General features: G+C 63.2%; 20 protein-coding genes. 9 read left to right on the top strand and 11 right to left on the bottom strand.

The window, feature by feature from the left end; genetic code table 11:
• Positions 1-3: 3 nt before the first annotated feature.
• From AC4D2M_RS00330 to AC4D2M_RS00315, 4 genes are all read right to left on the bottom strand, one after another.
• Positions 4-927 (bottom strand): aldose 1-epimerase family protein, encoded by a 924-nt coding sequence (locus AC4D2M_RS00330; protein ID WP_490888997.1) that lies wholly within the window; start codon positions 925-927, stop codon positions 4-6.
• A gap of 36 nt (positions 928-963) precedes the next feature.
• Entirely contained in the window at positions 964-1,461 is a 498-nt protein-coding gene (locus AC4D2M_RS00325) for a DUF3515 domain-containing protein (protein ID WP_490888995.1), read from the bottom strand.
• 96 nt (positions 1,462-1,557) lie between these two features.
• Positions 1,558-1,872 carry an MmcQ/YjbR family DNA-binding protein gene (locus AC4D2M_RS00320; protein ID WP_490888993.1) on the bottom strand — a complete coding sequence of 105 codons (315 nt, stop codon included), beginning with the start codon at positions 1,870-1,872 and terminating at the stop codon, positions 1,558-1,560.
• Positions 1,873-1,914: 42 nt separating this feature from the next.
• Positions 1,915-3,165 carry an MFS transporter gene (locus AC4D2M_RS00315; RefSeq protein ID WP_490888992.1) on the bottom strand — a complete coding sequence of 417 codons (1,251 nt, stop codon included), beginning with the start codon at positions 3,163-3,165 and terminating at the stop codon, positions 1,915-1,917.
• Between the two features lie 157 nt (positions 3,166-3,322).
• On the opposite strand from AC4D2M_RS00315, the gene thiL reads away from it, so the two are divergent.
• From thiL to AC4D2M_RS00300, 3 genes are all read left to right on the top strand, one after another.
• A complete protein-coding gene (thiL, locus tag AC4D2M_RS00310) occupies positions 3,323-4,327 on the top strand; it encodes a thiamine-phosphate kinase (protein WP_490890399.1) in 1,005 nt (334 codons plus the stop codon).
• 22 nt (positions 4,328-4,349) lie between these two features.
• The gene (locus tag AC4D2M_RS00305; protein ID WP_490888990.1) at positions 4,350-5,294 is read left to right on the top strand and encodes a DAK2 domain-containing protein; all 945 of its coding nucleotides are present in this window, start codon (positions 4,350-4,352) and stop codon (positions 5,292-5,294) included.
• Positions 5,295-5,412: 118 nt separating this feature from the next.
• Positions 5,413-6,654, top strand: coding sequence for an MFS transporter (locus AC4D2M_RS00300; RefSeq protein WP_490888988.1), 1,242 nt, complete (start codon positions 5,413-5,415; stop codon positions 6,652-6,654).
• Here the strand turns inward: AC4D2M_RS00300 and AC4D2M_RS00295 are convergent.
• Positions 6,651-7,112 (bottom strand): MarR family winged helix-turn-helix transcriptional regulator, encoded by a 462-nt coding sequence (locus tag AC4D2M_RS00295; RefSeq protein WP_490888986.1) that lies wholly within the window; start codon positions 7,110-7,112, stop codon positions 6,651-6,653. The genes AC4D2M_RS00300 and AC4D2M_RS00295 overlap by 4 nt on opposite strands.
• 188 nt (positions 7,113-7,300) lie before the next feature.
• Here AC4D2M_RS00295 and AC4D2M_RS00290 point away from each other — a divergent pair, with 188 nt between their 5' ends.
• Together AC4D2M_RS00290 and AC4D2M_RS00285 are read left to right on the top strand one after the other, a co-directional pair.
• Entirely contained in the window at positions 7,301-8,098 is a 798-nt protein-coding gene (locus AC4D2M_RS00290; protein ID WP_490888983.1) for an ANTAR domain-containing protein, read from the top strand.
• A gap of 84 nt (positions 8,099-8,182) precedes the next feature.
• Positions 8,183-10,396, top strand: a complete 2,214-nt coding sequence (locus tag AC4D2M_RS00285; RefSeq protein WP_490888981.1) for an ATP-dependent DNA helicase RecG — start codon at positions 8,183-8,185, stop codon at positions 10,394-10,396.
• Positions 10,397-10,412: 16 nt separating this feature from the next.
• Here AC4D2M_RS00285 and AC4D2M_RS00280 read toward each other — a convergent pair whose 3' ends face one another.
• On the bottom strand, positions 10,413-10,730 hold the full coding sequence (locus AC4D2M_RS00280) for an N-acetyltransferase (RefSeq protein WP_490888979.1): 318 nt from the start codon (positions 10,728-10,730) through the stop codon (positions 10,413-10,415).
• Positions 10,731-10,894: 164 nt separating this feature from the next.
• Entirely contained in the window at positions 10,895-11,155 is a 261-nt protein-coding gene (locus tag AC4D2M_RS00275) for a hypothetical protein (RefSeq protein WP_490888977.1), read from the bottom strand.
• Positions 11,156-11,439: 284 nt separating this feature from the next.
• Here AC4D2M_RS00275 and AC4D2M_RS00270 point away from each other — a divergent pair, with 284 nt between their 5' ends.
• A complete protein-coding gene (locus AC4D2M_RS00270; RefSeq protein WP_490888974.1) occupies positions 11,440-12,309 on the top strand; it encodes a YsnF/AvaK domain-containing protein in 870 nt (289 codons plus the stop codon).
• 269 nt (positions 12,310-12,578) lie between these two features.
• Here the strand turns inward: AC4D2M_RS00270 and AC4D2M_RS00265 are convergent, their stop codons facing one another.
• A complete protein-coding gene (locus AC4D2M_RS00265; protein WP_490888970.1) occupies positions 12,579-13,409 on the bottom strand; it encodes a hypothetical protein in 831 nt (276 codons plus the stop codon).
• A gap of 144 nt (positions 13,410-13,553) precedes the next feature.
• Between AC4D2M_RS00265 and rsmD the strand changes: the two genes are divergently transcribed.
• On the top strand, positions 13,554-14,120 hold the full coding sequence (gene rsmD / locus AC4D2M_RS00260; RefSeq protein WP_490888968.1) for a 16S rRNA (guanine(966)-N(2))-methyltransferase RsmD: 567 nt from the start codon (positions 13,554-13,556) through the stop codon (positions 14,118-14,120).
• A gap of 136 nt (positions 14,121-14,256) precedes the next feature.
• The gene (locus AC4D2M_RS00255; RefSeq protein WP_490888966.1) at positions 14,257-15,681 is read left to right on the top strand and encodes a UDP-glucose dehydrogenase family protein; all 1,425 of its coding nucleotides are present in this window, start codon (positions 14,257-14,259) and stop codon (positions 15,679-15,681) included.
• A 444-nt stretch (positions 15,682-16,125) separates the two neighbouring features.
• On the opposite strand, the gene AC4D2M_RS00250 is transcribed toward AC4D2M_RS00255, so the two are convergent.
• The 3 genes from AC4D2M_RS00250 to AC4D2M_RS00240 form a co-directional block, all read right to left on the bottom strand.
• On the bottom strand, positions 16,126-16,416 hold the full coding sequence (locus AC4D2M_RS00250; protein ID WP_490888965.1) for a DUF1540 domain-containing protein: 291 nt from the start codon (positions 16,414-16,416) through the stop codon (positions 16,126-16,128).
• 113 nt (positions 16,417-16,529) lie between these two features.
• Positions 16,530-17,306 (bottom strand): spermidine synthase, encoded by a 777-nt coding sequence (locus AC4D2M_RS00245; RefSeq protein WP_490888963.1) that lies wholly within the window; start codon positions 17,304-17,306, stop codon positions 16,530-16,532.
• Positions 17,303-18,529: an aminotransferase class I/II-fold pyridoxal phosphate-dependent enzyme gene (locus AC4D2M_RS00240; RefSeq protein WP_490888960.1), complete on the bottom strand. Its 1,227-nt coding sequence runs from the start codon at positions 18,527-18,529 to the stop codon at positions 17,303-17,305. Before AC4D2M_RS00240 ends, AC4D2M_RS00245 begins: the two co-directional genes overlap by 4 nt.
• 116 nt (positions 18,530-18,645) lie before the next feature.
• On the opposite strand from AC4D2M_RS00240, the gene coaD reads away from it, so the two are divergent.
• Entirely contained in the window at positions 18,646-19,122 is a 477-nt protein-coding gene (gene coaD, locus AC4D2M_RS00235; protein ID WP_490888959.1) for a pantetheine-phosphate adenylyltransferase, read from the top strand.
• The last annotated feature ends 48 nt before the right edge of the window (positions 19,123-19,170 follow it).

The raw sequence follows: 19,170 nt of genomic DNA, 5'->3' as shown, positions 1-19,170 counted from the left end.
GGGCTATAGCGCGTGAATGCGCCACCCCACCGAATGGCTGTCCCCGGGCTCCAGGACGATCAGGTCTGTCCCGGAGTTGAACGCGTCCGGCGGACACGTCATGGGTTCGGCTGCAAGGCCTAGCCGCGACACCGCCGGGTTCGGCTTGTCCGCGGTATGGATCTGTACCCACGTGCATGACTCGTCGAAGGTGATGGCCGCGCCGCGGCCGTCTGCTGCGTGCACCGAAACGGTGGCGGCGCCGTCGTCGTACGTGATGTCCGTGTAGGCGTGGTCAACGAAAGTATCCCCGATGAGACGCGGTTCACGGAAGTCAAAGTGCGACGACGTCACGCCGGTGAGCTCTGTGGGGATCAGCCGGTCTTCGGTCACCTGCAGGACCGTTGACGCGGGGACCTGCAGTGTCCAGTCATCCACGAGTCCCTCGCCGGCGACGAGGTATGGGTGCGCCGATGCGCCGTAGGGGGCTGCGGAGGGTCCTGGGTTCGCGGCGGTGATCGTCGTCGCGAGGCCGTCGTCGTCGAGCGTGTAGAGCACTTCAACCTCGAGGCGGAACGGGTAGCCCTTCTGCGGGATGACCGAGGCCGCCAAACGGACCGCGGCAGAAGACTGATCGACCAGTGTCCAGTCCACCCAGCCGAGCAGGCCGTGGATGGCGTGGGAGCGCTGTGGCTCGGTCAGCGCGAGCTGATGCGACTCACCGTTGAAGGAGTACTTGCCGTCCACCACCCGGTTTGGCCAGGGCACCAGCACCGCACCCCGGAAGGACGGCCGAATTTCTCCGGCGTCATAGGGCACCACGAGGTCGCGGTCCTCATGGCGGAGGTAGCGCAGGGTCGCTCCAACGCTGGCGATCGACGCCGTGTAGGGACCGTGCTGGAGGGTGTACTGGGTACCGGACAGGGGAGTGGAATCGGTAGTTTTCATCGAGCCCCAGTGTAGAACGTGAGAGCGACGGCGGTGCTAGCTGTCCGTGGGCAAGTCCACCGTGTCGTTCAGACTCAAACATTTTTCTGTCTGCTCGACCTGCGAGACCGCACCACCGAGATCGACCAGAACCGTGCTGGAAGCGACCTGGTTGGGGTCGAAAAGAACCTCGACGGCCGGGTTGCGGCCGTAGGTTACGGCCGTCCAGATTTCCGTCTCCGTGGATTCCTGGATGATCCAGTCGACGTCGTTCACTGAGGCGCACGCATCGGTGGTGGGCCCGGGGACCTCGACTCCGCACCTGAGGACCACCTGCGACGGGTCACCCCACACCGCCGTGGCCTGGCTGTTCGTTTCCCGCAGGTCGTTTCCCGCAACCTGTTCCGGCAAAGCGACCATGACGTTGGCGCACGCCGGGTTGACGGCATCCGGAGCCGCATCAACATCGACGATGGGGGAGCAGGCACTCAGCGATGCCACGAGCAGCACACCAGAGCCGGAGGCGCGGACGAAAGCGTGCAGTTTCAAAGGCATGGATTCAAGCCTAGCGGGCGCTGCGGCGGCACCCGTTCCGGGTGGACCGGGGCGAGGACGCGCCGGACGCCTGAGCCGCATCCAATAGGCGAGGGACTACCTCTTGGCCAGCCGGCCACCGGCGAGCAGGAACGAATCCTCAAGCAGGTCGTTGAGCTCCTCCAGCTGGAGCCGGGGCAGCCGGGCGAGGACCAGTTGTGGCGACCTCTCGTGATGCGGCGTCCAGAAGTAGGTTTCCGGGTCGGAGCCCGCGAGAGCATCGCGCTCCCGGGCTTTTACGGTCAGCACTCCCGGTTCCCAGATGCGGGCCATCAGGGTCCTGGCGAACCAGGCGGGTTGACCCCAACTGGGTCGTTCCACGACGTCCGGCAGCGAGAGGCAGATCCGCCGCACGTCAGTTTCGGTGACCATGCCCTACTTTCCCACCGCTGGGAGGCGCAAGGCTAGAAGACTTCAGGATTCGACGTCGGACGCGTCTATTGCCCTGTCTGTGAGGATCGGCATAAGGGCCAGCAGGGCAAGCGTGAGTACGCCCATGATGCCGAACATCGCCTGCAGTCCCAGCCACTGCGCAAGAAGGCCGCCGGCTGCGGCGCCCAGCGGCATGGTGCCCCACGCGAGCAGGCGATACGCGCTGTTCACGCGTCCCAACAGCCGGTTCGGTGTGATGCGTTGCCTCAGGGATACGGTGATGACGTTCCAGAGCATGACCAGCATGCCGCCGATGAAGAACACGAACCCGAGGATGTAGGGATTGTCGGTGAGCGCGGGTGCTCCGACGAAGAAGGAACCACCAAGGATCGTCAGGCCGAGGGACCTGGACCGTCCCAGCTTCCGTTCGGCCCATTCCGAGATGAAGGAGCCGAGAAAGGCGCCGAGCGCAGAGGTGGTGAGCAGCACTCCGAAACCCACTTCGGAAAGCTGCATGGCTGACGACGGACCGACGGCAAACAGGACAAAGAGGGCAAAGGCTGCACTGGAAGCAAAATTGAAGGTTCCCGTCATCACGGCGAGTGTCCGCAGGATCTTCTGGTTCCAGAGGAACCGCAGGCCTTCGGCGACGTCGTACCGCAGGGTGGTTTTCTCTTCGCGTTCGATGCGGAAGCTTCCGCGTATCAGGAACAGGGCGCCGACGGCGGCCAGCCACAGCGCAGCGGGAACGGCGAATCCACCGATGACTCCGGCTGCGACGAGCAGTCCGCCCAGAGGAGGGCCAATGAATTGGTTGGTGGCGAGCTCGACGGCGTAGAGCCGTCCGTTCGCCCGTGAAAGCTGATCGCGGTGGACCAGTTGCGGCATGATCGACTGCGCGGACGTGTCGTAGAGGGTTTCAGCTACTCCCACCAGGAGCGCCGTGACGTAAAGCGCCCAGATGGACCCGAGGTCAAGGATGATGACTCCGATGAGCAGGACGGGCAACGCGGCGCGGGTGAGGTTGGCTACGAGCATGAGCCGGCGGCGGTCCAGCCGGTCCGCCAGTGCGCCGGCCGTCAACGCGAAGAGCAGCCATGGAAGCGTAGCGACGAAGGTCAGTCCTGCAATCAGTGTGGGCGACTGGGTGAACTGAATCGCGAGCAGTGGCAGCGCGATCTTGAAGACGCCGTCGGCAAGGTTGGAGAGGCCGGAGGAGGTCCACAGCTTCCAGTAGGAGGCGCCGAGCGGTGCCCGGACCCGATCGTTGACCTTAACTGAGTCGCTTGCCATGTGTGAACAGTCCCACAGTGATTGGGGAAACTCAAGGGGGCTTCTGGAGGTGCTGGTGGCTGACGAAGTGGCAGGGCGAGGAACGTGCAGTCCGGTGGCTCTCAAAGCTGCCGCTGATGATCACTTAAATGTCCTTTCCGGCAAGTACGGTGGAACCATGCCACTCACCGTTGCCCAGTTGAGCGAGGCTGCCCTGTTGCAGCGCATCCTGCCACGCCTCGGGGGAGGCCACAGTGGTTCTGAGGGGGTCCTCCTCGGGCCCGGCGACGACGCGGCCCTAATAGCCGCTCCGGACGGCAGGGTGGTGGTTTCCATCGACACCCAGGTCCAGGACATGGACTTTCGGCTGCAGTGGCCCAGTGGGTACCGAACCACGGGGTTCGACGTCGGGTGGAAGGCTGCCGCCCAGAATCTCAGCGACATCAATGCCATGGGCGGCCGCCCCACCTGCCTGGTGGTCAGCCTTACCCTGCCCGGAAGTACAGAGGTTTCCTGGGTCGAGGATCTCGCTGACGGTCTCACCGCAGCGATCCGTAAACTGGGTGCCTCCACCTGCGCAGTGGTCGGTGGTGACCTCGGACGGGGGACGGAAATCTCAGTCACCGCGGCCGCCACCGGTTCCCTGGATGGGCGCCTCCCGGTGGTCCGGTCCGGCGCGCAACCAGGGGACGTCGTTGTGCTCGCCGGCACGGTAGGGCGCGCAGCAGCTGGGTTGGCGCTGCTGGAGTCCGCCCATGACTACGGTTCGCTGGGAGCTGAACACCGCGAACTGATCGACTTGCAGTGCAGGCCGTGTCCGCCGCTGCACGCGGGCCCAGCCGCGGCTGGCGCCGGAGCAAGCGCGATGATGGATATTTCCGACGGCTTGGTGCGGGACGCGCATCGCCTCGCCTCCGCCAGTTCAGTACGGATCGACTTCGACCCGGCAGCTCTCCGACGCCTTGCCGGACCGCTGGCACCGGCCGCTGATCTGCTGGCTATAGACCCCCTTGAATGGGTCCTCGGCGGCGGAGAGGACCACGGGCTGCTGGCCGCGGTTAACCCAAACGTTATGCCGCTGGCGGGCTTCACTGCGGTAGGCTCGATAGAGGCCGGACTTGCCGAAGTGACCGTCGGGTCACAGTCTCCAGCCACCGTGGGATGGGATCACTTTGCAGACTAAAATCACCGCAAACGCAACAGCGATGAAGCGATGGTTAGGCAAGGCTGAAGAATCCCTCGGCAATCACAGCGACCGGCTGAATGCCATCAATATCTTCCCGGTGGCCGATGGTGACACCGGCACCAACCTCTACCTGACCGTTAGAGCGGCAGCACAGGCTATTGCGGAGCTCGACACACACGATCTCGGCGACCTGCTGAAAATCGCGGGCGAGGCTGCCATGGAGGATGCCCGCGGTAATTCCGGCACGCTTTTCGCCGTCTTCCTGGCGGCGATCGCCGAGCCTCTTCACGGTGCTTCCCGACTGTCCGGGCCATTGCTGGCAACCGCTCTCAACCGCGCGCAGATCCGAAGCTGGTCTGCACTCAGCGACCCGGTTCCGGGCACCATGCTGTCTGTCCTCGAGGCAGCAGCCATCGGCGCGGCAACAGTGGACCAGTCGAACCAGGGTGATGACAGCAATCACGCGCTCGCCATGACCCTGCAGGGCGCCGTGGAAGCCGCGCTCGAAGCCGTCGTGCACACCGAAAGCCAGCTCGGAGCGCTCACCGAAGCGCAAGTCGTGGATGCCGGAGGAGTGGGGTTCCTTCTCATCATGGACGCGCTCCGTGCAGCCTCACTGGGCGAAGAGCTGCAGGACGAGCTACTCGACGGCCTGCACGGTTACGACGTCCAGGCACCGCATATCCACAGCAGCATGCCCGCTGAAGGCGTCGAAGTGATGTGCACCATAAACCTCAGCCCCCTCGACGCCGCGACCCTGCGCCTGCACCTGGACGAGGTGGGCGATTCGGTGATCATGAGCGCCGTGACAGAAGTCGAGGAAGGCTACCGTTGGCGCGTGCACGTTCACGTTCCTGAGGCCGCGTTGGCCTTGAAGTTCATTGAGGAAGCCGGCGAGCCCAGCCACATCGCGATCACCCAGCTCGCAGGAGCGGGCGCGGTCGTGCCCCAGGACCCCCACTAAAGACTCGACGGCAGCGGCACGAGGCCTGGCTGCAGGACCCGCGGTACGGCAATTTGAGGCGTACCCGGCGCTAGGGTGTAAGAGGATGCGCGGTGAGGCGCTCCTCTAGCCTCGAAGGATGGAAGACCGCACCATGCCCGCTGCCACCTGGAACGCACCGGAACGAACTGCCCGCTTCGGATTCGCCTTCATCGGCGTCCTTCTTATTGCGGTCAACCTACGCGTGTCCTTCGTCAGCGTGGGGCCTGTCCTCGCGAACATCAGCAGCGATCTTGAACTATCCAGCGCCGCAGCCGGATTACTCACAGGCCTGCCGCTCATCGCGTTCGCAGTCTTCTCACCCGTGGCGCCCGGGTTTGCTGTCCGTCTGGGGCTCGACCGGGCGCTATGGATTTCCCTGCTGATCCTCGCTTCCGGTATCGTGCTCCGATCATTGCCGGTCCCCGGTTTCATCTGGGTAGGCACTGCCCTGATCGGTCTCGCGATTGCATTCCTCAACGTCCTCCTGCCATCTCTGGTGAAACGGGACTTCCCGACGAAGGTCAGCCAGATCACCGGAAGTTATACCGCAACACAAGCCGCTTTCGCCGCGATCGGCGCCGCCGTCGTCGTACCGGTAGCACAGACTTCGCCGGCAGGATGGCGGCTGGCCCTCGGCATCTGGGTGGGACTTGCGCTGATCGCCATGGCCGTTCTGCTGCCATGGGTGCGCCGCCAGGCATCGGGCAGCGCGCATGCTGTCACGCCGCCCGCTCCGTATCGGTCGCCCTGGGGCTCAGCGTTGGGCTGGCAGGTGACGCTGTTCATGGGGCTGCAGTCGATCGCGTTCTACGTCCTGATGGCCTGGCTGCCGACCATTGAGCAGAGCCGAGGAGTGTCAGCGACGGCAGCCGGTCTGCATCTGTCCGTTTTCCTGCTCGTCAGCGTGTTCGCGAGCCTTGCGACCGGGGGGATCCTGAATCGGGGGTCGGATCAACGCCTTGTATCGTTCACAAGCAGCGCGTTGACGTTCGTTACCTTTCTCGGGTTGGCGGTTGCGCCGGACTTCTCGCTGTTGTGGGTGCTGTTCGGTGCGGTGGGCTGCGGCAGTCTCATCGTGATCGCACTGTCTCTGTTCAGCCTCCGCACCGTGAACTATCCGCAGGCCGCTGCCCTCTCCGGTATGGCCCAATCTGTCGGGTATGGCTTGGGAGCAGCCGGGCCCGTGATGTTCGGCGCACTGCGTGATGTGAGCGGCGATTGGACGCTTCCGCTCCTCGCCACCGCGGGCATCATGGCAGTACTCGCGCTGATGGGCGTGCTTGCGGGTAGAGAGAGGGTGATCAGCCGCGAGACAGCAGTCGGCTCGGGAGCACTCTAGGCGGAAACAGCCAACTCCGGCTCGGGGGCGACACCGCTGGCGAGGAGATTGTCACGGGTGGCGTTGATGACGCTGATGAGCGCTGCACGCAGGTCTTCCTCCAGGTAGCCCCCGCCTCCGAGAGGTACCCCTTCACCCTGCTGCACCTGGTCAAGGAGCGCCAGGCCCGCCGGGGTGAGTGCGACGAAGGTCACGCGCCGATCGGTATCGCTCTTGGAGCGAGTGACCAGTTGGCGCGCTTCGAGGCGCTCCAGAGCCTTTCCCACCGTTTGTGCCTGAACCCGGACGGTCTGCGCCAACTTAACCTGGCTCATCGACCCGACGGTGGCAAGAACCTTCAGGATGGTTACGCCGGAATGTGTAACTCCGATGCTGCGGAGCCGCTCATTGTCGCGGTTTTCATTCAGCCGAGCCGCTGTGCTCAGCAGGCGGCTTGTTGACCAGTGCGAAGTATCCATGCCTCAACCTTCTAACGCCGAAAGAGATGCGCACTGTGGTAGTACTGCACACTCGAACCAAACCCGGTGGTACGGCACCGGCGGCGCCACCCCACGGACGGTAGGAATCTTCCTGAATTAAGAAGGGCGCTTAGTGAAGTATCCTATGCGATGAAACTTGACGTTTGAACCATTGAAAGGATGGAACCGTGGGCGAATCCGTCTCCTTCGATGCTGAGGAGGAGATCTACGCACCCGGTCCTGAAGCGGAGCAGTCCGTTGCGGGTGCTCGGCGGTCGTTCCTTGAGGAGATGCAGGATCTCATCCTGTCCACCTCTGACATGCAGGAATTCCTCAACGAACTTGCGGAGCTTTCAGCCCGCAGCGTGAGCGGGAAAGAGGAAGACATCCTTTGCGGCATCACGTTGCTCCGCCGCCGTCGTGCCGCAACTGTGGCGTACAACACCGACAAGGCGAAAGCCATGGACGAGCTGCAGTACGCCTTTAAAGAAGGTCCGTGTCTCACTGCAGCCCGTGATCAGCGCACCATAATCGTGGAGGACTTCCGCACCGACGAAAGGTGGCCGGCGTACGCAGGGGCGGTCGCGGAACACGGTCTTCGCTCGATTCTTTCCGCCCCCTTCACGATCGGGCCGGGCGCGCAGGCCGCAATGAATCTGTACTCATACCGCCCGCGTTCCTTCGGGGATGATGAAATCAACTTCGCCGAGTCGTATGCACGGCAGGCGTCGAAGGGGCTGCAGCTTGCGCTGCGGATGGCGCACTACAGCGAGGAAGCCGACAACCGCAGCCGGGCCATGGAGTCGCGGACGGATATCGACGTAGCCGTTGGCATTGTGATGGCTCAGAACCGGTGCTCACAGGTCGAAGCGTTCGAAATGCTGCAGCGGGCATCGAGTACGCGCAACGTCAAGCTGCGGGTCATCGCGTCGGAAATCGTCCAGCGGGTCTCCGGATCTTCCCCCGCAACCCATTATGAGGACTAACAACATCGTCAGAAGCCTCCGCTATGCTCGCACTGTCATGACGATGGTTCCTGCCGCGCAGGAGGGCTGTTTCAGGGAAGGTATATGGAGAACAGGCGCACGCCCGAGCTTGCCGCCCCCTTGCACCTGAAACTGGGCAGTACCAAGGCGTCAAAGGCACTTCAGGACAGCCTGGGCATTCACACGGTCGGTCAACTGCTCAACCATTTCCCGCGAACCTACCTGGCTGCCGGTGAACTGACTGCGCTGACGGACGTTCCGCTTGACGAGGAGATCACCCTCATAGCGCGTGTCCAGTCTGCCAACTCCCGGCGTATGCGCACACGGAAGGGCAAGCTGCTGGACGTCGTGATTACCGATGACGACGCCGGACGCCTCGGCACCATGCATCTCACGTTCTTCAATAGTTTCGCCGCTGAGCGGCAGCTCACCGTCGGCACCCGCGCCATCTTCTCCGGTAAGACGGGCAGCTACCGTGGGCAACTCACGCTCACCAATCCCCGGTTCTCCCTCCTGAACGAAGGAGAAGCCGGAGTGGATGAGCACCTGAAGCCCGTTCCCATCTATCCGGCAACCGAGCAGATCAGCAGCGAGACAATCAAGAAGTGCGTCGATCAGCTTCTCGACGGCCTCGTCCACTCGCAACTGAACGATCCCATTCCGGCGCACATCGCGCGCCGTGACCGGCTCATGAACATCACTCAGGCGTACGAGATGATCCACCGCCCGGTCGAGGTGGAGGATGCGTACCGTGCCCAACGCCGCTTTCGATACCAAGAGGCTCTCGTTTTGCAGTCGGCACTGGCACGACGGCGAGCGGAGGTGCTTGCGGAGGAAGCTACGTCGCGTCCGCAGCGCGCGGGCGGCCTGCGGGAGCGGTTCGAAGCTTCGCTCCCGTTCACCCTTACCGCCGGCCAACGAGAGATAGGGGAGCAGCTGGCCGCGGATCTCGCAGCCGCGCACCCCATGAACCGGCTGCTACAGGGAGAGGTGGGGTCGGGCAAGACACTCGTGGCGCTCAGGGCCATGCTTCAGGTCATCGACGCCGGAGGGCAGGCGGCGCTCCTTGCGCCCACGGAAGTACTGGCCGCGCAGCACTATCAATCCATCACACGGACTTTGGGTCCGCTGGCCGAGGGGGGCATGCTTGGCGGGGCCGAGGACGGCACCCGCGTGGTGCTTCTGACCGGCTCAATGTCGACAGCACAGAGACGCGAGGCACTGCTGGCCGCCGCCTCCGGTGATGCGGGGATAGTGATCGGAACGCATGCGCTTCTGTCCGAAAACGTCCAGTTCTTCGACCTTGGACTGATCGTGGTGGACGAACAGCACCGCTTCGGTGTTGAGCAGCGAGATGCCCTCCGGGCAAAAGCGGCCGCGGCACCCCACATGCTGGTGATGACGGCCACACCGATTCCCCGGACCGTCGCCATGACGGTGTTTGGAGACCTGGATGTTTCCACGCTTACGGAACTGCCCGCCGGGCGTGCCCCGATTTCCACCCACGTGGTGGGGCTCTCAGAGAATCCCGGCTGGATCGACCGCGCGTGGGCCCGGGCACGGGAAGAGATAAACGCTGGTCGGCAGGTCTATGTTGTATGCCCGAAGATCGGGGACTCCCAGATGGAAGCAGACAGCGCCGACGCGCTGGAGCTGTACGAGGGGCCGTCGGCGCCGCGGCAGGAGCTGACATCGGTCGTCGAGCTGTTTGAGGCCTTCTCGGACGTTCCCGCCCTGAACGGCGTGAGCATGGGATCGCTGCATGGGCGGCTGGACCCGGCAGAGAAAGCGGCGACCATGGCCGGGTTCAATGACGGAACTGTCAGCCTACTGATCTCCACCACCGTTATTGAAGTGGGGGTGGACGTGCCCAATGCAACGCTCATGGTGATCATGGACGCGGACCGGTTCGGCATCTCGCAGCTTCACCAACTGCGCGGTCGGATCGGCCGCGGGGGACACCCCGGCACGTGTCTGTTGGTAACCCAGCTGGAACCGGACCACCCCAGCAGGGAACGACTCGATGCAGTCGCGTCTACCACCGACGGGTTCGAGCTATCCCAGAAGGACCTCGAGTTGCGCAGGGAAGGCGACATCCTGGGTGCCTCACAGTCCGGCGGGAGGTCGGCTCTACGCTTCCTCAAAGTCATCCAGCATGCCGGAGTAATCGAGAAAGCCCGGACGGACGCGCAGGAACTCATCGATGCGGACCCGACGCTCGCGGACCACCCCGAACTCGAAGAGGCACTAGACCTCTACCTGAATGCCGAAAAGGAAGCCTTCCTGGAGCGCGGGTAGAAACAGAAGGTCCCCGTCAGGAAGCGCGGGACGTGGTTTTCCGTGACTTTGTGGCGGTCGGGAGCCGGAAACGGGATCGTTCGGAGGCCGGAATCAACGGTGCCCATTCGGGATGCCCTGCCAGATAACCGCGTACGGCGGGGCAGAACGGCATCACTGCGAGCCGCCTCCTATGGAGGTTTTCCAGTACGTTCCCGATGAAGTAGTTGTCCATCCGGGACCGCCTGAAGCGCTGCTCGATGATTGTATGCAGGAGCCAGATCTGGCCTTGTCGCGTCTCATATTGGAGATGACCGACATTGTCGCCGTCAACGTACAGTTCGAAACGGCTCAACTTCATATTGTCCCGAACGGCGGTACGCAGATTGGTAGAAGAGGCGTTTGTAGAACGCAGGTCCATGAGAACTCCCACAGTCAAATGAGGCTGGTGAGGCTCGCTGCTGAACCGTACAAACAACTATAGCGACAATCAGTAGGCTGACAAAGTATTTTGCCTAATCAGGCAACACCGGAGTTGAGCTGGCGAAGTGTGAGCTCATCGCATACTGTCTGGTAGCGCTCTATGGCGCGAAGATCGGGCGTCTCCGAATCGAGCTCAAGGAACAGGGTGTCGGACAACTGGAAGAGGCAGCGTTCCGGGGTCGAGGAGAGGTCTGTCGGAAAGTCGTCGTCGATCTCGGCCGGCGTAGGAGCATCAACGGAGAAACTGTAGGGCGAGGTTTGATGAGGTTCTAATATTGAGCGCAACTGAGCGTCCATAGTGGAGGCACTCCCACAAGTAGTTTACTGTGGCTCGCTGCTGAACCTGTTGTCAGTCTAGTCGGCTCACATCGTGTGGCAACACCGGGACGGGTTCACATACTGGCATCAGCGTGTCGTCTGTCCTTGGTCTACGGGGTGCGCGGAGGACAGTTCTACGCCTGTTCCACTCCTGTTTCCAAGAAAGTAATAAGCATGCTTCCAATTTGGCTTCAGGTGTGCCTACGCTTGTGGCACCGGATACTTCGGAAGAAGTCCTCTGCTATCAATCTCAAGGAGATACCATGATCACGCAGGAACACATCGACCGCATCCTTGACGGCAATGGCAACGTTGTCGACCGGGACGGCAACAAGGTCGGATCCGCGGGCCAGGTCTACGTGGATGACCACACAGGAGAGCCGAGCTGGGTCACCGTGAAGACCGGGCTTTTCGGCACCTCTGAATCCTTCGCACCGCTACAGGGTGCTTCAATGCAGGGCGACGACGTGCGCATCGCCTATACCAAGGACCAGGTCAAGGACGCTCCCAAGGTCGATCCAGACCAAAACCTGAGCGAGACGGAAGAAGCGGAACTCTACCGCCACTACGCACTGAGCCGGTCGGGCGGCGACTACGACGCAGCCGAACGCGGCACCTACGCCGGAACCACCACCGGCTCTGACGATCTTGGTGATTCCGGTCCGGGCATTGCCGACGCCGGTGAGCGGGACCCATACGACGCGGATCGCGGTGACCGGACCGTGGGACACGACACCTCGGGTCCCACCACGGATGACGCGATGACTTTGTCCGAGGAGCGCTTGCGCGTAGGCACCGAGAACCGGGAAACCGGACGCGCCCGACTCCGCAAATACGTGGTGACGGAGAACGTAACGAAGACCGTTCCGGTGCAGCGTGAGGAAGTACGAATCGAGCGCGAGCCGATCACTGATGCGAACCGCGACGCCGCATACGACGGTCCGGCCCTCAGCGAGGAGGAGCACGAGGTGACGCTTCACGAGGAGCGCGCCGTGGTGGAGAAGGAAACTGTGCCGGTGGAGCGGGTGCGCCTCGACAAAGAGGTCGTCACCGAGGAGCAGACCGTCAGCGAGGAAGTTCGCAAGGAACAGGTCGAGACCGACGGGACGGACGACACCCGCCGCGGACTCTGATCGGGGCGGCATCCAGCAGTGAAAGAACGCTGGCCCCGCCGCGCACTCCGATGGGTCGGCATTGGGCGCCCGGAAGTTCCACTTCCGGGTGCCCAGTCCTCGCCGGAGCGCAACGACCGGATACAGAACCTGAACTCGGAGCGACGCCGATTCGGCACGTTCTAGAGGCCGTTCTTCGCAGGCCGCCAAGCATTGCTGCCCCTGCTGCGTGACCGCAGCGCGGTCGGGGAGCAGGGGCATCGTCTCGCTGTAGGCGTACCTCTACGGTGTTAGACCCGTCCTGCGCGCCGCCGTCGCACGACGACGGCGCCCGTTGCTGCCGCCGCACCAAATCCTGCCAGCCCCGCGAGAAGGGCAAGGTTCGCCGGATCGGTGGCACCGGCGTCGTGCGCTGCTGTCTGGATATTCAAGCCACGCTGCTGCTGGGGGGCGGCTGCGCGGACCACAGGAGCCTGCACTGCCGAAGCGGAGCACATCGCAACCGCGTCATCCGCGAGGGCGATGAGCTGCTCAGGGTCGGTTCCGTCAGTCAGCCCCAGCCGGGTGAAGGCGTCCTCCAGGGATATTGAGACGGTCTCGATCTGCTGTTCGAGCGCGACAATCTCCGGTGTACCGAGTGCAGCATCTGTGGCAGTTTGAAGGGCTGCATCCGCGACAGCCACGGCTTCTGTTGCTTTCTCTTGCTCTGCCAGCGCATCCGCCAATTCCAACTCCGCCGCAGCTACTGCGTCGGAATCCGCGGGGTCTGCGGTATTTGCCTCCAGCGCAATCTCCGCAGCTGCAACACGAGCGTCCGCATCTGCTTCGGCTGCCCAGGCCAGCTCCAGTGTGGCCCACTCGTCTTCGAGGGTCAGCTCTGCTTCAAACACGAGCGGATCGAGCTGCGCGAAGAGCGCGTCGAAAGCCGCGAGCCCGTCACGAAGCTGATTCGCCAGGCTGATATCGACCGATGCGACGCCGAGCTGAGTCTTCAGGGCGCTCTGCGCAGCGACACATCCAGCCGATCCGGGAGCGGCGGATGCCGGCGCAGCGGTAACAACCGTACCTGTGGCGAGAAGTGCTGAGACACCAACAGTAAGCAGGCAGGAGCGAGTATTCATCTGTATTTTTGACTTTCGTGAGAAGCCCCCAAGTCCCCCTTGAGCGGCGCGCGCCGCTTGCACTTCGCTGACGCGGCTGCTTTTCGGCTGCACTTATTTGACCATGCGGAACCTGTTTCTGCCAGTGGATTAGAGTGTTTCTTCATGAGTCGAATCATCGCCGGCGCCGCAGGAGGAACTCCCCTCGCCAGCGTTCCTGGCAATGCGACGCGGCCCACCACGGACAGGGTGAAGGAAGCACTGTTCTCACGGCTCGACGCATACAACGTCCTGAACGGTGCGCACGTGCTCGACCTGTTCTCCGGGTCAGGGTCACTAGGAGTGGAAGCGGCGAGCCGGGGCGCAGCAACTGTCGACCTGGTGGAGTCCGCGGACCGCGCAGCCGCGGTCTGCAAAGCCAACGCCGATGCCATGAACCGGGTCCTGGGATGGACGTGCGTGCGTGTGCACCGATCCAAGGTTGAGACCTACGTGAACCGGGTCCCGGATGATGCCCTCTGGGACGTCGTGCTCATGGACCCGCCCTACCCGCTGGGTGATGCACCGCTGATGACGATCCTCTCTGCCCTGCTTCCGCATCTTGCGGAGGGCGCCGTCGTCGTACTGGAACGCTCGTCCCGCTCCGGGGAGCCGGCCTGGCCGGACGGGCTTGAGCGCTTCGCGGAGAAGAAATACGGCGAGACCCGGCTCTGGTACCTGGAACCGCTCTGACGCTTCCGAAAGCGTAGCCGGCGCCGGCCCGACCACCCGAGCTCATCTAACTCTCATCTCCAGTTCATCTGCGCCCCACCCAGCGTCCGTACCGTGTCTGCAGAACACGGAAATATCGGAGCAAGGGGCTTTCATTATGCGGTTGTCTGTCATCGGATGCGGCTACCTCGGAGCAGTGCACGCAGCCTGCATGGCAAAGCTGGGACACGAGGTGGTGGGCATCGATGTTGACGGCGCGAAGGTCGCCGCCCTCAACTCAGCGGAGGCTCCCTTCTTTGAACCGGGACTGCCCGAGTTGCTCGCGGACGCACTCGGGACCGGCCGCCTCCGCTTCTCGACCAATATCGCCGACGCTGCCGGTTCGACCGTGCACTTCATCGCGGTCGGAACGCCGCAGAAGCGCAGCGAGAACGGCGCCGACCTGAGTTACGTGTACGCGAGCGTCGACTCGCTCCTGCCGCATCTACGCGCCGGGGATGTCGTGGTGGGAAAATCCACCGTTCCTGTCGGCACTGCCCGCGACATCTCGGCCAGGATCAGAGAGGTATGTCCCTCAGCGACTTTGGCCTGGAATCCGGAATTCCTAAGGGAGGGTTTCGCGCTGAAGGACACCCTCGAGCCTGACCGCCTCGTCTATGGACTGGGGAATACGGACAGCGGAGCCCAGCTGATTCTCGACGAGGTGTACGCGCAGGCGCTTGCCGAGGGTCGTCCGCGCCTGGTGATGGACTATGAAACGGCTGAGCTGGTGAAGGTATCAGCGAACGCATTCCTTGCTACGAAGATTTCCTTCATCAATGCCATGGCGGAGGTCTGCGAGGCGACCGGTGCCGATGTGTCCATGCTTGCGGATGCTATGGGGCACGACGCGCGTATCGGCCGGAAGTTCCTCAATGCCGGGCTTGGTTTTGGTGGAGGCTGCCTTCCCAAGGACATCCGCGCATTCATGGCCCGTGCCGGCGAGCTCGGTGCTGATCAGGCGCTGACCTTCCTGCGCGAGGTGGACTCCATCAACATGAGGCGGCGCTCCCGCATGGTGGACCTGGCACGCGAGGTCTGTGGCGGATCACTGCTCGGGCAACGGATCGCCGTACTCGGTTTGGCTTTCAAGCCCAATTCCGACGACGTCCGCGATTCGCCCGCGCTCAGCGTCGCCGCCCAGCTTCAGCTTCAAGGGGCTGCGGTTACGGCCAGCGATCCGCAAGCGGTCCCAAACGCATCCCGTCGGTTTCCCGACCTTGCCTACGCGGCCTCAGTCGAAGAAGCAGCGCAAAACGCCGACGCCGTCCTGGTGCTCACCGAGTGGGAGCAGTACCGCACGCTGGACCCGAGGGTGCTCGGTGAACTGGTGGCACGTCCGGCCATTGTGGATGGCCGTAACTGCCTGGACCCGGCCACCTGGCGCGACGCCGGCTGGACCTACCGTGCACTCGGGCGTCCACACGCGGCGCTGTTCCCGACCGCTAACCGGCCGAAGGGGCTGCCGCTATTGGTCCCGTCCGGACCTGCGGTTCATGCGGCGGGCGAGATCGACGACAGCGCCGCCTCCCAGCACGATTGAGCCTGCCACCGCAGCGAGAATCAGGTAAAGCCACACCACGCTACCCACTGCGTTCTCAGGAACGCTGAGCATCTCAAACCATTCCAAGGACCCCCCGATCCAGAAAACCGCGACTCCGAGCAAAACGATCACTGCGGGTGCACAATCCCAACGCAGTATCCGACGCACTTTTGCCCTGACTGTCTCTTCGAACTGCTGCGTGCCCATGCACTCAGTATTGAACAGCTTGCTGACCATTACTGCATGTGTCGTCGTGTCGTTAGCTAATCGGGACAGGTCCGTTACCGCTGGTTAACCTTCCCGTTGGGAGGACTTCATTTCACCCCGCAGAGTGGAACCGACCGTCCGGATTCCTCAATGCAAGAACGAGCGCCCATCCTGCCTGCAGAGACAATTGCAGGCAGGATGGGCGCCTCGTGGATTCAGCGTCTGAAGGCAGTGACCCTACCGCGGATCGTAGGAAAGGCAGTCTGCGAGGTCGGAGCCAGATCCGATCTTCACATCGTGTTTGTTGCACATGAGATGGCTGTTGTGTACGCACTCGTTACGCTGGCAGGCTCCAACGTGCGCAAGGATCATCGGCAGGCCGCCCGTTTCCGACGTGTCGATAAAGGTGGCACAGGATGCGTGATCGGGACTGCCGCTGACCGTGATCGCGTACGCGGTGCAGCCGTCGTGATTGAAGGCGCAACTGTGAACACTGCAATCGGATACTTCTGTAATTTCCGCAGTCATGATTCCTCCGTCAGTGGTGATTCGGAAACTGTTTCATCCGTGCTGTAGTTCAACGGTACTGCGGGTGCCGGCCGATGACACGGGTTCAATAGCGCATGATATTTGCGCGTAAATCAGAGCCCGGGATGGGCGAAATCGTCGTAGCCAGAGCCGGTGAGGACCGCCGCGGGATGCGGTCCTGCAGCTACCAGAGCAGGTTCCCAGTCGGGATTCCAGCGCGAGGTCGCAGCGAGCACAATATTGCCTGCGTGCTGCCCGGTGAACATGGCAACCTCACCCAGGCCGGCGACGTCGTATCCGGTGTCCTGCAGTAGGCGCGCCTGCGCGCGGGCGAAAGCAAGCGGGGGATCATCGCCGACGTTGACGAGCACCACGCCTCCCGGCGCGACCGCCCGGGTGAGCAGCCCATAAACCTCCGGCGCGGCTAGTTCCGTGGCTCCATCGATGCCGGAGAAAACATCCAGAACGACGGCGTCGAAGGAACCTGGGGTGCAGGCAGCGAGTGTGTCGTGCGCATCTTCCACGAGCAGCGTGCAATCGGTGCCCGGCGGTAGCGGCAGGTGTTCCACAACGAAGGCAAGCAATTCCCGTTCCCGCTCGACCGCGACCTGGGGGGAACCGGGGCGGGTGGCCTGGACATAACGAGCAAGTGTCAGCGCACCTGCTCCAAGATGCAGGACGCGAATCGGCTCGGCCCCGGGTCTGAAGACGTCGAGGACGTTCGCGATCCTGCGGAGGTACTCGTAGAACACGTTCCGGGGATTGGCGAGATCGACATGGGATTGCTGAGCTCCGCCGATGCTCAGGATGAAAGCGCCGTCGTTGAAGGCGTCCTGGTCGATTTCGGCATGAGCTCCCGCCGCCCGAAGGTAACGCGACGGAACGGTCATAACCGGTCCTGGAGCTCGGCCAGGCGACGGGCAGCGTCGGCCAGCACCTCCTCCTTCTTGCAGAAGGCAAAACGCAGTAGTGATCGCGTCCGGCGTGCGCCGTCCTCGTGGCAGAAGACGGGGACGGGGATGGCCGCCACTCCGATCAGCTCCGGCAACCGCCTCGCCAGCACCGTGGCGTCCGTGATGCCGAGGGGAGCTGCGTCGACCACGGTGAAGTAGGTTGCCTGAGGCGTAAAAACCTCAAAACCGGCGGCGCGAAGGCCGACACCGAGCACATCCCGCTTGTGGCGAAGTGAATCGGCAATGGAGCGGTAGAACCCGTCCTCCAGACCCAGCCCCAGTGCCACAGCTCCCTGGAACGGTGTGCCGGAGCTGTAGGTGAGGAAGGACTTCACGCTGCGCACAGCATCCACGAGGGCTGACGGCCCGGTCAACCAGCCGATCTTCCAGCCGGTCACGGAGAAGGTCTTACCCGCCGATGAAATCGAGACCGTGCGTTCCCGGGCGCCGGGCAGCGTCGCTACGGGAATGTGTGCCGCGTCGAACGTCAGGTGTTCGTACACCTCGTCGGTCACAATGATGGCGTTGAACCGCTCCGCCAACTCGACGACGCGTTCGAGTGACTCCCTTGAGAAGACCGTGCCCATAGGGTTGTGCGGGTTGTTGACCACGATCACCCGGGTCCGCTCGCTCATGGCGTCTTCAAGTGCATCCAGGTCCGGCTGGAAGTCGGGTCCGAGCAGCGGCGCGGTGGTGTGCCGGGCTCCGCTGAGTCCAATGATGGCGCCGTAGGAGTCGTAGAACGGTTCGAATGTCAGCACTTCATCTCCGGGTCCGGCGAAGGCGAGGATTGACGCAGCGATGGCCTCGGTGGCGCCGGTGGAGACCACAACCTCCCGCTCGGCGTCGACCGGAAGTCCGTAAAAGCGTTGCTGGTGGGCCGCAATCGCTTCCCGTAACGCTGGGAGCCCGCGCCCGGGCGCGTACTGGTTCAGGCCCGAGGCGATGTTCTCCCGGGCGCTGTTCAGGAGGACGTCCGGCCCGTCCTCGTCCGGGTAGCCCTGGCCGAGGTTGATCGCACGGTGCTGCGCCGCGAGCGCCGTAATCTCCTCGAAGATGACGGTGCCAAGGCGGCCGTCGGGGGAGAGGAGGTTCGCACCCTGCGCGGTGCGCTGCCAGCCGGAAAGCCGGGCTGTGGCGACGGGTTGGTTCGATTCCATGTCATCCAGTATGTCGAATGCGCTTGGCGCCATGCAGTTCGGCGGCGGAAGGGCCGGTGAGCGAGAGGGAACAGCGAAAGCGAACAACGAAGGGAACAAAAGGGTACATTCGTTGTATGCGTCGCGCCGTCTGCCCCGGGTCCTTCGATCCCATTCATAACGGCCATCTCGAGGTCATAGCCCGTGCCGCCAGTCTCTTTGACGAAGTGATCGTGGCTGTCTCAACGAACTACGCGAAGAAGTACCGGTTCGAACTCGAGGATCGGCTGGACATCGCCAACGAGACCCTCACTTACCTCCGCGGCGTCTCGGTGCTGCCCATGGGGGATGGGCTGCTTGCTGAGTTCTGTCGCGAAAACGGAGCGAACCTGATCGTCAAGGGGCTTCGTTCCAGCGCCGACTTCGAGTACGAGCTGCCCATGGCCACCATGAACCGCCAACTGGGCGGCATTGAGACTGTATTCATTCCGGCGGAGGCAAGCTATTCCCACCTGTCGTCAACCCTCCTGAAGGAAGTCGCCGCTCTTGGCGGTGACATTTCGCCGTTCGTCCCGAAGGCGGTGCTCAAAAGACTCCGGGAGACCACCTCCTGAAACTGGGGCTGCGCCAGTACAATCAAGATTTCCGAGGCAGGCGAACAG

Source organism: Arthrobacter sp. TJ-270, assembly GCF_058269075.1.
Note: the sequence above shows the minus strand (reverse complement) of the source record. Positions and strands in the feature narration are given on the sequence as shown.